The 16631-nt window shown below is 46.0% G+C and carries 13 protein-coding genes; 8 read left to right on the forward strand and 5 right to left on the reverse strand.

From position 1 onward, the window contains the following. Window positions 1–57: 57 nt before the first annotated feature. Together murU and A3766_RS13370 are read right to left on the reverse strand one after the other, a co-directional pair. The gene (gene murU, locus A3766_RS13365) at window positions 58–750 is read right to left on the reverse strand and encodes an N-acetylmuramate alpha-1-phosphate uridylyltransferase MurU (RefSeq protein ID WP_068642343.1); all 693 of its coding nucleotides are present in this window, start codon (window positions 748–750) and stop codon (window positions 58–60) included. Beyond that, window positions 747–1766 (reverse strand): aminoglycoside phosphotransferase family protein, encoded by a 1020-nt coding sequence (locus tag A3766_RS13370; protein ID WP_068508884.1) that lies wholly within the window; start codon window positions 1764–1766, stop codon window positions 747–749. Before A3766_RS13370 ends, murU begins: the two co-directional genes overlap by 4 nt. Window positions 1767–2139: 373 nt before the next feature. Between A3766_RS13370 and A3766_RS13375 the strand changes: the two genes are divergently transcribed. From A3766_RS13375 to rsmA, 4 genes are all read left to right on the forward strand, one after another. Then, window positions 2140–4392: an LPS-assembly protein LptD gene (locus tag A3766_RS13375; RefSeq protein ID WP_068553418.1), complete on the forward strand. Its 2253-nt coding sequence runs from the start codon at window positions 2140–2142 to the stop codon at window positions 4390–4392. A 95-nt stretch (window positions 4393–4487) separates the two neighbouring features. After that, window positions 4488–5774, forward strand: coding sequence for a peptidylprolyl isomerase (locus tag A3766_RS13380; RefSeq protein ID WP_068511090.1), 1287 nt, complete (start codon window positions 4488–4490; stop codon window positions 5772–5774). 2 nt (window positions 5775–5776) lie between these two features. After that, window positions 5777–6769 carry a 4-hydroxythreonine-4-phosphate dehydrogenase PdxA gene (gene pdxA, locus A3766_RS13385; protein ID WP_197475985.1) on the forward strand — a complete coding sequence of 331 codons (993 nt, stop codon included), beginning with the start codon at window positions 5777–5779 and terminating at the stop codon, window positions 6767–6769. Window positions 6770–6811: 42 nt separating this feature from the next. After that, complete coding sequence (gene rsmA, locus A3766_RS13390) at window positions 6812–7615, forward strand: 16S rRNA (adenine(1518)-N(6)/adenine(1519)-N(6))-dimethyltransferase RsmA (RefSeq protein WP_068511087.1); 804 nt, start codon at window positions 6812–6814, stop codon at window positions 7613–7615. Between the two features lie 18 nt (window positions 7616–7633). Here the strand turns inward: rsmA and A3766_RS13395 are convergent, their stop codons facing one another. Then, window positions 7634–8683, reverse strand: coding sequence for a hypothetical protein (locus tag A3766_RS13395; RefSeq protein WP_082907116.1), 1050 nt, complete (start codon window positions 8681–8683; stop codon window positions 7634–7636). A gap of 46 nt (window positions 8684–8729) precedes the next feature. Continuing rightward, entirely contained in the window at window positions 8730–9335 is a 606-nt protein-coding gene (locus tag A3766_RS13400) for a TetR/AcrR family transcriptional regulator (RefSeq protein WP_068634288.1), read from the reverse strand. A gap of 114 nt (window positions 9336–9449) precedes the next feature. Between A3766_RS13400 and A3766_RS13405 the strand changes: the two genes are divergently transcribed. Beyond that, window positions 9450–10289 (forward strand): crotonase/enoyl-CoA hydratase family protein, encoded by an 840-nt coding sequence (locus A3766_RS13405; RefSeq protein ID WP_068634289.1) that lies wholly within the window; start codon window positions 9450–9452, stop codon window positions 10287–10289. Between the two features lie 47 nt (window positions 10290–10336). On the opposite strand, the gene A3766_RS13410 is transcribed toward A3766_RS13405, so the two are convergent. Further along, on the reverse strand, window positions 10337–11545 hold the full coding sequence (locus A3766_RS13410; protein WP_068634290.1) for a glutathione S-transferase family protein: 1209 nt from the start codon (window positions 11543–11545) through the stop codon (window positions 10337–10339). Between the two features lie 184 nt (window positions 11546–11729). Here A3766_RS13410 and imuA point away from each other — a divergent pair, with 184 nt between their 5' ends. From imuA to A3766_RS13425, 3 genes are all read left to right on the forward strand, one after another. Continuing rightward, the gene (gene imuA / locus A3766_RS13415) at window positions 11730–12398 is read left to right on the forward strand and encodes a translesion DNA synthesis-associated protein ImuA (RefSeq protein ID WP_068509144.1); all 669 of its coding nucleotides are present in this window, start codon (window positions 11730–11732) and stop codon (window positions 12396–12398) included. 10 nt (window positions 12399–12408) lie between these two features. Next, complete coding sequence (locus A3766_RS13420) at window positions 12409–13857, forward strand: DNA polymerase Y family protein (RefSeq protein WP_068509143.1); 1449 nt, start codon at window positions 12409–12411, stop codon at window positions 13855–13857. Beyond that, the coding region (locus A3766_RS13425; RefSeq protein ID WP_068642349.1) for an error-prone DNA polymerase at window positions 13857–16631 on the forward strand (2775 nt) is incomplete at its 3' end. The genes A3766_RS13420 and A3766_RS13425, both read left to right, overlap by 1 nt.

Here is a 16631-nt window from a genome sequence, read left to right on the forward strand (position 1 = left end):
GAAAGGAGCCAAAAGTTCGTCAACACAAACAAATAAAACCGTCATATTTTTGCCTGTTTATGCTGACACTCTATCCCTGAGTGTTTGTAAGCGCCCCGGCGTTCCAACATCGAGCCAATAGCTCTGGATACGCTCACCACCAACTCGCTGTGCTTCAATCGCAGTTCGTAGCTGAGGGCCCAATTGCGAAGGGCCAGGTTTTATATCCTTAAAGAAATCTCGGTGAAACAAAGCAATTCCGGCATAGGTCAGGTGCTTGCCATCATTTGTATTCGCTGACAACTTACCGCTACTTTGTAAGACAAAATCCCCTTTTAAATTGTGCTCAGGATTATCCACTAGCGCGAGATAAGCCTCCCGCGACTCATTGTGAGTAGAAGCGTTATTCAGAAATTCAGCAATATTCAACTCACTATAAACATCGCCATTGATAAGCAAAAACTCTGGCTCGGCTTCGTCCGTCAACATTGAAAGCGCTTGAACAATACCACCCGCCGTTTCCAGAAGTTCAGATTCGTGACTGTAATGTATACGTAGGCCCCACTTTTCGCCATTCCCCAGGCTAGCCGGAATTTGCTGAGCTAACCAATGCGTATTAATCACCACATCTTGAATACCTGCCGCAGCGAGCTTCTCTAAGTGAAATTCGATCAGGTACTTCTCACCTATCCTCAATAAAGGCTTGGGGACATGCTCCGTCAAAGGCCGCATACGCTTGCCAAGGCCTGCTGCAAGAATCATCGCTTTCATGAAGAAGCTCCCAGCTTTTCTGATAGCCCAGGCAATACCCTCTGCTCAAGAAAGTGAGTCAGCTCCTGAAACTCAGGGTAAGCCGCACTGACTTTAACGATATACTGCACCGTTCTTGGAATATCATTCAAATAGCCATGCTTTCCATCTCGCAGGGATAGACGAGCAAAAATACCGGCCGCTTTCAGATGCCGCTGCATGCCCATTAAGTCGAAATCTCGTTTGAACTGTTCAAAGCTCGCTTGTCGCTCAGCCGAATCACTCAATAAGTCGTAAAAGTCTCTGCACCAAGACTCAAGCTGCTCGTTTGGCCAAACGATGTAACAATCACGAAGCAGGGAAACCAGGTCGTAGGTGTTAGGACCTTGCACCGCATCCTGAAAATCGATTATTCCCAGCTCTTCACCAACCACCATCAAATTTCGCGCATGATAGTCACGATGGACAACGACTTGTGGTTGAGCCAAAGCACTTTCTTCCAAAGCATGAAAGCTTGCCTTTAAAAGCTGCCTCTCGTCTTCACTCAAATCAAGACCAAGCTTTTTCTCAAGCAACCAGTCTGGGAACAGGGCCATTTCCCGTTGCAGCAGTGCACTATCATAGAGTGGTAGAGCATAATCATTTGCTGGCTTAAGACTTTGGATCTTTAGCAGCGCCTTCATGGCTTGCGCATAGTGTTTATTACCACTTTCTATCACCGGGCTATCGGGATTCAGGTAAGGCAACAATAGCTCATCTCCCAAATCGCTTAATAATAGAAAGCCTTTATCCAAATCAACTTTTATCAAAGCCGGAACATTGACCCCTTGCTCTCGCCAACTACGTGCCAAGCAAACAAAGCTATTAGAGTCTTCCTTTTCAGGGGGAGCATCCATTGCGATTAAAGACTGGCCGGGCTGTTGAAAGCGGAAGTAGCGCCTGAAACTTGCATCGCCCGAGACAACCGAGAGCTCGGCTTTTTCTATCTCCAATGCTTCGGCAACCCAGGTACAGAGTGCTTGATACCGTTGATCCATCAATTAATCCTAATGTGTTTTCTTCTATTGAGTTGAATAAGACTTTATCGCTTTGGCTATGTATGCGTCAGTGTATATGACTAAGAAAGGCATGACCTTCATTCGCTGCGGCTATCCTAATCAAATTATATGTGCGCAGCAAAACTTAGCGAATTAAAAAAATGAGAGAATAAATCCAAGCGACTGGCTTTGAGTCTCAACAAAAGTTAAATGACATCCCTCCTGGCAGCGTTTATTATTCGCAACTAGGTTTGTTCATTAAACTAGCTAACCCTCTCGCTACTCATACTGGATCTCTGCATTGCCAACATTATCGCCATTTAAAGCTCCATCAAAGCGCATCTTCATAAGAGCAGTGCCTTTAATGTTAAGCATGAGCGCATCTGTCTGGGCAAATGATAATAGTTCGCTAACAACAGAGGCATGCTCATCAGCAAAGTCTGCGTCACCTTCAACAGAGCTGACATCAGAAAAACCGGTTAAGCCTGAAGAAGGTATTGTGATTCACGCCAAGGAAGTTAACTACCTTCCTGATGAAAACCTGGAGCTTAAGGGCGATATCGAATTTACTCACGGGCCTTACCATGCTCAAAGTAATGAAGCATCCATTAACAAAATTAGCCAGACAGCTGAACTTAAAGGCGACATCGTACTAAGCAGCCCCGATCTGATACTAAAAGGTGACAGCGCAACGGTAAATATGACCAGCGATAGAGTTTCGGTCATCAATGCCAGCTTCTCGAACCCCAAAACTTCAATTAACGGCAAAGCTTCAGAAATAACACGGGCAGACGAAAATACGCTGCTCATTCATGATGGCTTATTTACCAGCTGTCCGCCCGAGAAAAGAGACTGGGCCTTCGCTGCAGAAAACATTTCTCTCAATAGAGAAGAAGGCTTCGGCCAAGCAAAAAACACCCGTTTTCTGATTAAAGATACGCCTGTGATGTACATTCCCTGGTTTTCGTTTCCGATCGATGACCGCCGTAAGTCGGGCTTCTTATATCCTTCATTCGGTACCTCAAATACAGAGAACGGCATATTTCTATCGACCCCCTATTATTTTAACTTAGCGCCCGACTACGATGCGACGTTTACGCCCAGCTATGTTCATGGCAGAGGGGTACATTCCGATCTAGAACTTCGGCATGCTAGCACTTATACCAATAGCGAGCTCAACTTAGGCTACATCAGCAAAGACAAGTTCTATAATAGCGAGCAGAAAGCAATCGGCCCAGATGACACGGACGCTCGCTGGGGCCTCAGCTTTAGTCAGGATATCAATGCGCATCATGACGGCTGGTATGGCACGCTCAAATATAGCCAGATCAGCGACTTTGACTACCTGGATGATTTGAACCAGGGGCTGAATATAAACCGAAGTGATAACCTTGATCGAAGGGCTGAACTCCATTATTCAGAGGATAACTGGCGATTCAGCTTCTTGATGCAGCAATACAAAAGTATCGATGAAACACTGCTGGCAAGCGAACAAGCTTATCAACGCTTACCTGAACTAAATTATCAATTCGGTTCTATCTACAAACAACTGCAACTCGACTGGCACAGCCAATATGTCTACTTCTATCGTGACCAGGAAGGTCTCGTCGGGGATGAACGTATTATAGGCTCACGCGTTCGACACCAGCCCAAGGTATCATTGCCTTTATCTAAGAGCTGGGGCTATATCAGCCCATCTGTAAGTATCGACCATACCGACTACTTTCTTGAAGATTATACGCCTGTCGACAATAATATCTCTCGCACCATTCCAATTTATGAACTTGATGCGGCTTTATTCTTCGACCGAAGTTCTTTATTCAGTGAAAGCCAATTCTTCAAGTCATCCACGATTCGCCACAGCTTGGAACCACGAGCTTACTATGTGAATGCCAAGAGCGTAGACCAAGATGCTCTTCCTAATTTCGACAGTACCTTACCTAGCTTCAACTATCAGCGACTGTTTAGTCCCTATCGCTTTAGTGGCGGTGATCGAGTCGGTGACAATAACAGCCTGACGATAGGTATCACCAATCGTTGGACCGACATGCAAACTGGGCAAGAGAAAGCTATTGTCAGCATTGGCCAGGTTTACCACTACGATGATCGCGAAGTTGGCATAAATGGCGTTGGAGAGGCCGACCGCAAAGACTCCCTGCTGGCGACCGAGTTTATCTTCCGTCCCTATCCAGGTGTAGAGCTGGCAACGAGTGGTTTATGGGATGCCAGAAACAACCAGACCCAGGAAGGCAATACGAGTTTGCACTTACACAGTCAAGACTACCGTCATGTGCTGAATTTCAGCCATCGCTATATCCAGGGTGAGCTAGAGCAAATCGACACCTCTTTTATTGCGCCTATTTATCCTCAAACCAGTCTAATAGGCCGTCTTCGTTACGACCTTGAGGAAGAGCGCAGCATTGGTTCGCTTGCAGGCATTGAATATAGTAGCTGCTGCTGGCGCGTTCAATTGCTAAGTCAATCTTATCTAGATAGTGATAGCGAAGTCTTACATGGGTTTTTGTTCCGTTTTCAACTAAGTGGTGTTGGCGGTTTTGGACAAAGTACCCGTAGAATGGATCAACATATTCCGGGCTATGCGGCCCGAGAAGAAATTTTAAATTAGAGTTATTTATAGTTATGGCGATGTTTACTCACACCCACAAAAAATCACCTTCAATTCTGAGCCTATTATTTAGCACCCTACTAGGACTTAGCTGTATGGCCTCTGTGGCTCATGCTGAAGAAAACTCTAGACCTGAACTGAGGCCAAATGCAGTACTTCTAGACAAAGTCATCGCCATTGTCGATGACGATATCGTGATGCAGTCTGAGCTAGCCCAACGTGTAAACTCGATCACTAAACGCTTACAGCGCCAGAATACCCCTCTTCCCTCGTTGTCAGTTATGCGACAGCGTGTGCTTGATCAATTAATTCTTGAAAGCATCCAGCTACAAATGGCAAATCGTACCGGTATTCGTATTGGTGATGCCCAGCTTAATACCACTCTAGAGAATATCGCTCGTTCGAATAACATGACGCTCTCTCAGTTTGAAGCGCAACTTGAGCTAGAAGGCGACACCTACGCCAGTGCTCGTGAACAAATACACCGGGAAATGGTCATCTCCAGAGTTCAAAAAAGACAGGTTGACCAACGCGTAAGAGTCACCGAGCAAGAGGTTCAAGCATTCTTAGCCTCAAAAGAAGGTCGAACACAATCTGGCCTTGAGTACTTGATTGGCCATATCTTAATCGCACTCCCTGAATCAGCAGATAAAGAACAAGAAAGAGTAGCGCTAGATAAAGCAAACAACATTCTTAAAGAACTCAAGGCAGGTGAAGATTTCCAGAAAACGGCTGTTGCGCAATCTGACGGTCGCCAAGCACTTGAAGGCGGTGTAATTGGCTGGCGTAAAGAAAGTGAGCTACCAACTATCGCAGCTGACATCATACCCAGTTTGGCCATTCAGGAGCCCTCATCACTTATTCGTACCGGAAGTGGCTTCCACATTGTTACCGTGCTAGATAAACGCGGTGGTCAGGAAAAGCTAATTGAGCAATCGCAAGTCAGACATATTCTGATTTCACCAAGCGAGATTAGAACTGAAGAAGAAGCAAAAGAAATCATCTACAAACTTCACGAACGCCTACTGGGTGGAGACGACTTTGCTGCCATAGCCAAGTCCAATTCAGATGACCCGGTTTCCGCTATTGATGGTGGTAATCTTGATTGGGTTAATCCTGGTCAAATGGTTCCTGCTTTTGAACAAACAATGACTCAGACAAACGTAGGCGAGTTAAGTGAGCCTTTCCGTTCTCAATTTGGCTGGCACATCCTTCAAGTAACAGAGCGACGCGTGAAAGATATGGCAGAGTTGATTCAGAATAACCAGGCTCAGCAAACCCTACATCGCCGCAAATTTGAAGAGGAGCTATCCAACTGGCTGCTCGAAATAAAGGGCGAAGCTTATATCGAAATTAAAGAAGAGTTTGCAGAAGAATCCTAAGCATGGCCGAGAATATTTCTAACGCCCCTCCTGTACTGGCACTCACGCCTGGTGAGCCAGCCGGTATTGGCCCTGAATTAGTCATTCAACTAGCGCAAAGCGAGCTAGCCTGTTCACTGCTTATTTTTGCTGATAAGCAAATGATGGAAGAACGGGCGGCACTCTTGAATCTTGGCTTCTCAGTAAAAGATTGGCAGGAGTATTCTCGGCAAAATGAACCTGGGCTATATATTCAACACGTCTCGCTCGCTCGCCCTTGCCAAGCCGGTCAGCTCAATGTGGCCAACGCCTCCTATGTCGTTGAATGCCTTGACCAGGCGATTGATGCTTGCTCATCAGGTCGTGCCGATGCCTTGGTTACTGCCCCCTTACACAAAGGCATCATCAATGACTCGGGTACTGCTTTCACAGGGCACACCGAACACCTGCAAATGCGATGCGGCGTTAGTAAAGTTGTGATGATGCTAGCAAGCCCTCGTATGAAAGTGGCACTAGCAACGACTCATCTTCCTTTAGCAGAAGTTAGTCGTAATATTGCCCCTGACAACCTGAAACAGGTCATTCAGATTCTCATTGACGACCTGAAGAGCAAGTTTGGTATCAAGCAACCACGTATTCTCGTGGCAGGCTTAAACCCTCATGCAGGTGAAAACGGCCATATGGGCAGGGAAGAAATCGATATTATTGCGCCTGTTATGGCAAGCTTTAAGAGCCAGGCAGAATTACTAGGCCCCTTACCTGCCGATACCTTATTCAATAAAAAATACTTAGAAGAAGCCGATGCAGTACTGGCCATGTATCACGATCAGGGCCTACCTGTGTTAAAGTTCGATGGCTTTGGTGAGTCGGTCAATATTACGCTCGGCCTGCCGATCATCCGTACTTCAGTAGACCATGGCACAGCACTAGATCTCGCTGGCAGCGGGCAAGCAGATGTCGGTAGTTTGAAAACGGCCGTAGATATCGCTTTGCAAATGGCGTCCGCTCAAGGCTAAACAAACAGTTTAACACCCAAAATTCAAGAGAAGGCAGGCAAGATGGCTAAACACAATCAGAAAGCAGGTCACCAGGCTCGTAAGCGCTTTGGTCAAAACTTTCTTCATGACGACGCAGTCATCAGCCGAATCATTAGCGGCATCAACCCCCAACCTGATGATCGTTTGGTAGAGATTGGGCCTGGTCTTGGTGCGCTTACTGAACCCTTGCTTGAGGCAAGCGAAGGAAATCTCCAAGTCGTAGAGCTTGATCGTGACTTGATCCCTATCCTGCGCACAAAATTCTTTAACTATCCCGACTTCGTCATTCACGAATCAGATGCCTTGAAGTTCGACTTTGATCAACTGGCAGATGACGAACATAAGTTAAGAATCGTCGGCAACCTGCCTTATAACATATCAACACCGCTCATCTTTCATTTGCTGGAAAGCATTACTAACCTGAAAGACATGCATTTTATGCTACAAAAAGAAGTAGTAGAGCGTATGGCTGCAGCACCGAGCACTTCACACTATGGCCGCTTGGGTATCATGACTCAGTACTATTGCCGTGTTCAACCACTGTTTATTGTCGGCCCTGAATCATTTGACCCGGCACCAAAAGTTGAGTCAGCCATTGTCCGCCTGGTTCCGCATGCTACGCTTCCTTATCCTGTTGAATCGGTAGAGCGTCTTCAGCATATTGTACGCACAGCCTTCACTAAGCGTCGTAAAACTCTACGTAATGCGCTCAGCGGCGCAGTAGAACCTGAAGCACTTGAGGATTTGAATATCGATGCAGGGCTGCGACCAGAGAACCTGACGGTGGAACAGTTTACTCAGTTAGCGAATTGGAAAAAGTACTAAGAACTAGCTCTCTAAGCCTTACCAAGGCAGAGGCTCAACTCTTGATTGCCAATGCATCGTAGCCAGGTCATCTGTTAAGACCTCTGTTTGCGCCACTACCTTTCGCCAGTAGCTTATTCGCTCTTGGTCACTTAGATTCAAGAAGTCATGACGATCAGGGATTTTCTTATAAGGCAGGCTGGCCACAAATTCTTCTGATGGCACCAGCATAATCGTCTTGGCGTAGTTTGCTTTGCTCGGTTTTCGCCAAGGTCGATATTGATTGATCCAGCCCTTGTCAAACCAGCCCGGCACCGGAATATTCGCAAAGTGTGGAAACAGAACAAAACCATCTTTAGGCAACAAAGGTAAGTCAAAAGCATAATCTGTAATGCCCCCATCTTGGTAGACGCCTTCACCCGCGAGGCCTTCCACGCCATCAATAATGACGGGAATAGCACCTGTCGCAAGTAAGGTGTCCTCCAGATTTCCGCTATAGAGGTCTGCATAACGTGTCGGTAAATCGGTGAGCCGTCTATTGAACAACTGACTTCTCGGGTCATGTATTAAGATGCGGGAAAACTGCCAGGCAAGTGTTTTTCGTGAGCAGCGATTGTTTATCGCAGCTAAGCCATAGCCGAGTGATTTGAGGTGTTTATTTTTGCTAGCGGTCAAGCCATGACATTGCGTCGCAATCACATTAAGGTGCCGCCCCTTCGTCGCAAGCACCGCCTCTGCACCTTGTTCTCCCAACAGCTGGTGAATTACCTTTCTACAACCTTCCTGAATTTCTTTGCCGCTGGGTTTCGCCGAATACGTTTGCTCAATATAGGCTTCGCTTAAATTTCGATATGCTGTTTCAGGATTTTGGTGAGCGTAAGTTGCCATGCGCCAGGCACCTGCAGACGTACCTAGTAGCTCCAAGTCCGACTCGCTGGCCTTAAAAAATTGCTGCAAGAAACAATCGATACCATGTAATACCAACCATTTCGGCCCACTTGAAGCACCTAATAACACTTTGATATCGAACGGACTTAAGCCCTGAGCACGCACATGTTGTAAAGCCTGTTCACCTGCATAAACACGCAAAGGCTGGCTGATTGTTTTATCCTTTTTAAACCTTTATTCTTCTGGTTTACGAGCTTGTAGTTACGGGAATGAGATGAGCGAGAGCATAGCGTGATATGTCAGCTAAATCTTCCTTACGAACCACAATGCCATCATGAGATATTTTAATCAAGCCATGTAAAGTAGACCACATCACCTGTGCTAGTCGAAGTGGGTCATCATCTGCTTTTAACAAACCTTGTTGATGAAACTGCTCGGGCAGCTGCGCATAGGCACGAAAGCAATCCTTGGCTGTTCGCTGCAAACGGGGCGAAGGGTTATCGCGCCATAGCTCTCTACCGAACATTAACTCATATTGGGTGTCGTTCTCCATCGCAAAAGATAAATAGCACTGAATCGTTAGCTCCAGACGCTCCTGCATACTTAAGTCGGTTCTTGAAATTGCAGAGGAAAGCTGTTCGGTCAACACCTCAAAGCCTTGCTCTGCCACCGCCGCTAATAAGTCATTCTTATCTTTAAAATGATGATACGGCGCTGATCTTGACACGCCCGCCCGCTCGGCGAGCTTACGCAAAGATAAACCCGGCATACCATTCTCTTGTAGCATCTCCAGCGAGATTGAGATCAGCTTGTTTCGAAGGTCACCATGATGATATTGCTGTTGTTCACTCATAACTCAATGCTCGCACGCCATCTTGACAACGTCAAGATTAATGCTTATCTTGACACTGTCAACTTTGACCTTAAATCACTATTTATCTACTGCTACCGTAGGAGAAGATGCAAAATGAGCTTCAAAACTCTCGAGATCACCACCGAAAATCACATCGCTCACCTTAAGCTTAATCGCCCTGATGCGCTTAACGCGATGAATATCGATTTCTGGCAAGAGCTACCTGTTGCTATCCGTGAAATCGATGCCTCAGCAGAAGCGCGCGTAATAGTGATATCTTCTACTGGCAAGCACTTCAGCGCGGGCATGGACCTAGCTGTATTCACCAGCGGTAACTCAATTCCAATGGGCGGCGACCCTTCACGCATGGCTGAAAACCTACGCCGTGCCGTGCTAGAACTTCAAGATGCTTTTAACGTATTAGAAGAGGCGCGTATCCCGGTTCTGACTGCCATTCAAGGTGGCTGCATTGGTGGTGCTGTAGATATGGTTTGTGCGAGTGACAGCCGTTACTGTACTGAAGAATCATTCTTCACCATCAAAGAAACCCAGCTTGGTATGACAGCAGATTTAGGCACCATGCAACGCCTACCTAAACTCATTCCAGAAGGCATCATGCGTGAGTTGGCTTATACCGGACGTAAGTTCGACGCTGCAGAAGCAAAAGAAATCGGTTTAGTGAACAAGGTTTTCGCAAACCAAGAAGAAATGCTGGAAGGCGTAATGAGTATCGCAGCCGAGATAGCCAAACAGTCTCCGGTTGCTGTGGCTGGTTGTAAGGAAATGATCAACTATAGCCGCGACCATAGCGTTGCTGACAGCCTCAAATACATGGCCACCTGGCAATCAGGCATGTTCCGTCCACAGGATATGATGAAGTGCTTCCAGGCCAAAGCGATGAAGACTGACCCAGACTTTGAACCTTTGCTTCCGATTAAACCTTTGTTTACTTAATATTCAAACACCGGGAGCAAACGCTTTTGTATCCCGGTGCCAGCTTTCTAAGAAAATAGGCGTCCAAACGGCTTATCCCAAGGTGTTCCTGTTGCCATTAAACTTAGTTTTTGCAGTAAATTCACCGGACGAGCTTCACTATCTAAGGGTAGCTGGTAATCTTCTTTCAGACCTGAATCAAGCCCCTCCATCAACACAAGTCGGCCATAGGGTGCTAACAAGGTATCAACCCTTAGGCGGTCTGACTTATTTAATGAACAGTACAAATCCTGAAGAACTTCCAAGCAATAAACCCGGTAATGCACGACCTTCAAGTTTGAAAATGAAACGTCTTCATTCGCAAAATCCATGACAGCTCGCCCATCCAGCCAAGCTTCTGCATTTTTCAGCAGCATAGGCCAATAAGTTTTCATAATATCTTTCAAAAAGTAATGCCAACCTTTATGGCTAAAGTCACTCTGGTGCGCCCTTCCTTTAACCCCACTTCCTTTGACATTCCACATTCTAGCTACCCATTCATAGACTTCCGGAGCTTCTTCTCGCATTACTTGGGCCGGTGCTGGGTCTAGTGAAAAGTGACGAAACATCGGCCCAAAAAAAGCAAAATCAACCAGACTTGGCCGATTACCCAATAGAAAGGGCTGATCTCTCAATAATACTTTCATTGCACAAAGCAAATGATAATAATGATTTCTAACATAGGGTTCTGTTTTTGAAGACACGCCATCCCCTTCTAGAAAGGTTTTGGTTTGTCGTTGCGCAAAATACCAAGCACCGATTTTTTTAGGCAAAGGCCAGTCTGACAAGACTTCTTCACTAATTCTCTGAGCAAGAAGCTGACGAGTCTCGGGGTAACGCCAACGCCAAAACATCGCTGAGCGCCAACACCATTCATCAGCATAGTCTTCAATTAATTTTGACATGAATAAGTCAACAGGGTCTTCTGGCATAATTGAGTGCTGTGGAAAATTCGACTCCAACCAATCGAACATAGGCGTCGTATCCTTTAACCACTGCCCATTGGCTAAACGCACCACGGGGACTTTCATTAAACCTGTATGAGGGTAAACCTTATTCACCAAGTCCCCTACAGAAGCATTTACCCGTTCAAAGGGAATCTCTTTATAACGCAGTAAGGCTTCAAGCTTACCGCTAAAGTAAGATACATCCGCAAGATAAACCCTCAAAGGCTCATACAGTAGCGAATCAGGTCCATTTAGCTCATCAGCCTCGTCTTTAACCGCACGATTGGTCATTGCCATCATCTCTTCCGTTATTATTTTCTTTCATGGTTTTACGCAGTCATACAGCAAGTATCAGGCCATTCCCGCTTATTTTTTGAACAGACACTAAACTAAGCGCTACAAATAGGCGACTGAAATTACACTTGCAGAATATATTCAAGAAATAATATACTGTATATCCATACAGGCATTTACTATGAAAAACTTCATTGATTTACTCGAAAAGAAACAGCTAATCTGGCATGGCCGGAGTAGGCAACAAGCACCTGAGTTCGAAACATCCGGCTACTCCGAGCTCGATGTTCACTTGTCTGGCGGCTTTCCAAAAAAAGGCGTTGTAATGCTGCACTCAACTTGTGGTATCGGCGAGCTTCGCCTGTTATTACCCTCGTTAATAAACAAACAAGGCCTCTGCATATTTATCAACCCGCCAGGTATTTTGAGTGCTGAGTTCTTTTATCATCAAGGCATTGAGTTAGAGCGCATACTACTTATTAATACTAACTCTGCGAATGAAGCCTTGTGGTCTGCAGAACAGTGCTTGAAAAGTGGTGCCTGTGAGGCCGTACTCCTGTGGCAAAACCAACTAGAAGTTCATCATATTCAACGCTTACAATTAGCCAGTAATCAGGGGCAGTGCCGTCAGTTCATCTTTCGAACAGCAAAGCAGCAAAGCCTTTCACTACCAGTCAATTTGAGCTTGCAACTAAAGGCTGAAGAGCGAGGTATCGCGATTACCATCGCAAAACAAAAAGGTGCCTGGCCAAAACCCGAATTCTCTCTCAATATGTCTTCTTATTGGCCTTCACTGGCACTACAAAACACGAACAACATCATCCCTTTCCCTGCTTCTAAAGCGGTATAAAGGTGATGCTATGTCTCTATCAACTTTATGGCTTTACCTCCACTTCCCTTCACTACAAATCGATAGCCTGTTTTTAAACCAGGCAGCATGCAATCAGGACGAACAGCAAGCCGTTATCGTAATCAATGGTCAAAAAAACATCGTAGTTCAAGCCAATGATCATGCCCTACAGCAAGGTATTCATTTGGGAATGGGGCTAGGTAGCGCTGCCTCCTTATGTCGTGAGCTCTGTGTGCATGCTTATGATCCCGAAATAGAAAGAAAGAAACTGCTTGAAATAGCTCACTGGCTCTATTTAGTCACCTCCGACATAAGCCTTTGCGGTTCAAATGGTTTGTTGTTACGGGTCAGTAATATGTTGAGCCTATATGATGGGCTCACGAGTTATTGGCAAACCCTAAAACAGCATTTGGAAAAACAGCAAGTCCATTATCAATACGCCAGTGCATACTCACCTCTAGCGGCTGAACTACTCGCAAGATCGGGCCTAAATCTGATTAGTGACGAACGTAAACAAGTGCTAGCGCACCTCAAGCAGCAAAAGCTTAGTGAAAGCCGCTTGCCTGATAAACAAATTGAGCGCTTGCAACGTGTCGGTATTCGAGACATGCAAGCACTCCTGGCTGTTCCCTCAGCAGAGCTTGCCAAACGTTTTGACCTATCCCTGGTTAATTATGTCGGACAACTCACCGGCACTCTGCCACAAGCCGTCCATTTCTATCATCCTCCCATGCAGTTTTCACGTTATTTGGAATTACTATTTGAACTCTCTAATCTTCAGCTTCTTGAAAAGCCCTTACTGCGCTTACTCAATGCACTGGAAGAGTTTTTACGAATCCAAAATCTTTATGCCTATGAGTTAAAACTACAACTTCATTTACGAGATAAAGGCTTTCAAGAAGTTTTTGCCAGCTCAGCAAAAGGTGATTATCTGGCAAAGGTATGGCTGGATTTATTCAGCTTACGTTTTGAGTCGGTTAAAGTCCCTTCGCCAGTTATTGGCATCACTATCTCGGCACATAAAACAAAAGCCAAGCACGAAGAAAGCATGGATTTTTTTGAGGGCGGACAGCGCAATGGCTCTTCTTTAGAGCTCATCTCAACACTTCAGGCAAAACTGGGCCCTGATTCAATTAAGAATATTGATTTAGTAGATGACCCACGGCCTGAGCTAAGCACCTGTTTACGTAACTATCAAAACCGGCCTATAAAAAAAGGCATGGCGAACCACCTGACAATCGACAAAGCAAAGCTTCGTCCCAGCCTTTTATTCCCCAAACCAAAAGTATTAAGAGAACGCGTCACGCTTATTGAGGGGCCTGAACGTATCGCGACAGGCTGGTGGGATGAGCAAAACGTTATTCGTGACTACTTTATTGCGCGTGCACATAGCGGCGCTTGGCTATGGGTATTCAGAACACCTGAACAACGTTGGTATTTACATGGAGTATTTGCCTAATGCAGCCTCACTATGCCGAGCTTTTCTGCCAGAGTAACTTCTCTTTTTTGGAAGGCGCGTCTCATGCTGAAGAACTGGCTATCCAGGCTTCATTTTTAGGCTATCAAGCACTCGCTATTACCGATGAATGTTCAGTCGCCGGTGTAGTCAAAGCACATACGGCGATAAAAGAGCATCAGCTACCAATAAAGCTGATTGTCGGCAGCCTCTTCCGCCTCGGCAAACATCTAGAATTGATACTACTCTGCCCCCATCGACAAGCTTATGCCGAGCTATGTCGCTTAATTACGAATGCTAGACGTCGAGCCAAGAAAGGTGAATACCAATTAACAGACTGGGATATCATGAGCATTCAGCATTGCCTGCTTATCTGGTTACCCAGCGGTAAGGCGCATGACCATTCCCAAGCCAAATGGCTGAAGAAGCATCACGCCAACAGACTTTGGCTTGGCTTACAGCGCCACCTGAAATACAACGATAAACAATATATCCAGCACTGCCAGCGTTTGGCCGAAAGTTGGGACTTAGCCATCACCGCCTGCGGTGGTGTATTAATGCATACCGCAACACGCCTACCGCTACAGCACGCTCTGACAGCCATCAGAAAAGGCCGTACCATTGCTCAGTCTGGCAAGCAGCTACTTAACAATACCGAGCGTTGTTTAAGGTCCAGACAGAAAATAAGCAAACTGTTTCGCGAGGAGTATTTACACGAAACTCTTGTTATCGCCCAACAATGCCAATTCAAGCTTAATGAACTTCGTTACGAATACCCTAGCGAGCTAGTCCCGAACAATGAAACACCCATCTCTTACCTGCGTACTTTAGTCACACAAGGCGTGAGGTTTCGTTTCCCTCAAGGTATTCCTGATCATATTCAGTCAACCATAGACAAAGAGCTGAATCTAATTGCAGAGCTGGACTATGCCTACTTCTTCCTAACGATCCACGACATTGTAATGTTCGCCAAACAAAGAGGAATTCTTTATCAAGGAAGAGGCTCTGCAGCCAACTCGGTAGTGTGTTATTGCCTGGAAATCACCTCTGTCGACCCTCGCCAGATATCTGTATTGTTTGAGCGCTTTATCAGTAAGGAGCGCAATGAGCCGCCTGATATCGACGTCGATTTCGAACACGAACGCCGTGAAGAAGTCATTCAGTATATTTATCAGAAATACGGCCGAGAACGAGCAGCCTTAGCTGCAAGCGTCATCACTTATCGCTTTAAAAGCGCCGTCAGGGATGTTGGTAAAGCCTTAGGTATCGCCGAAACACAACTTGAGTTTTTTATTAAGAACGTTAATCGACGTGACCACAGCTTGACTTGGCAGTCACAGATCATCGAATTAGGACTCAACCCAGACACAGGTAAAGGCCAGCAGTTTATTAATCTCGTTAATGAAATTATGGGATTTCCTCGTCACCTTTCACAACATGTTGGTGGCTTTGTCATTTCATCCGGACCGCTATACGAACTCGTACCTGTCGAAAATGCCAGTATGGAGGCACGTACCGTCATTCAATGGGATAAAGATGACCTGGAAAGCCTTGGGCTACTGAAAGTCGATGTATTGGCGCTCGGTATGCTCAGCGCTATCCGTAAGACATTTTCCCTTATTCAACAATACCACCAACGAGACTTGAGCATCGCAGATATCACCCGTATGCAGGATGACCCAAAGGTTTATCAGATGATTCAGCGAGCCGACACTATTGGCGTGTTCCAGATCGAGTCTCGTGCACAGATGAGTATGCTGCCACGTTTAAAACCAGAAAATTATTATGACCTGGTGATTCAGATCGCTATTGTCAGACCCGGGCCAATACAGGGAGATATGGTTCACCCCTTCCTAAAGCGGCGTAATGGTGAAGAGAACATCGAATACCCTTCGGAAGCTGTTAAGGAAGTCTTATCCCGCACGCTGGGAGTACCCATTTTTCAGGAGCAAGTGATCAAGCTGGCTATGGTCGCCGCCGGATTTACCGGGGGCGAAGCTGATCAACTCAGACGCGCCATGGCCTCTTGGAAAAAGACGGGTAAGCTGATGCAATTTAGATCGAAACTGATTGAGGGGATGCTGGAAAGGGGCTATGAGCAAGCCTTTGCAGAACGGATTTTTGAACAAATCTGCGGCTTTGGAGAGTACGGTTTTCCTGAGAGTCATTCAGCTTCATTTGCCGTACTCGCATACGCTTCTGCATGGTTAAAGCATTACTACCCAGTTGAGTTCTACACATCCTTACTCAACAGCCTACCCATGGGTTTCTATAGCGTTTCACAGCTCGTACAAGACGCTGTACGCCACAACATTGAAGTACGCCCCGTATGTATTAACCAGTCAGATTATGACCATCGTTTAGAAAAACTGCCTGAAAAAGGCACTAGTCATTACAGCCACGCCATGAGGTTAGGCTTACGGCAGATAAAGAACCTCAGCGAAAAAGGCGCCAGGGAAATTCTCAGCAAACGCCCGAATGCTGGTTATCAAAATGCACAGGCACTTCATCAGCTGACATTGAACCAAAAGGACCTTGAGGCCCTCGCTTCTGCCAATGCTTTACAATGTTTTGCAGAAAACCGCTACGCAGCGCGCTGGGCGCTTATGAATCCGCCTCAAAACTTGGCACTACCTGAGCAAGATGCAAAGCTGCAAGTAAAAGAGGAAGCACAATACCAATACCGGCCGAGCAACTTTGACAACCTGATTGAAGATTACGCCTCGCTACAACTAAGCCTTGAGCAGCACCCTATTACCTTATTAGACCGTATAGGT

Source organism: Oleiphilus sp. HI0132, assembly GCF_001635845.1.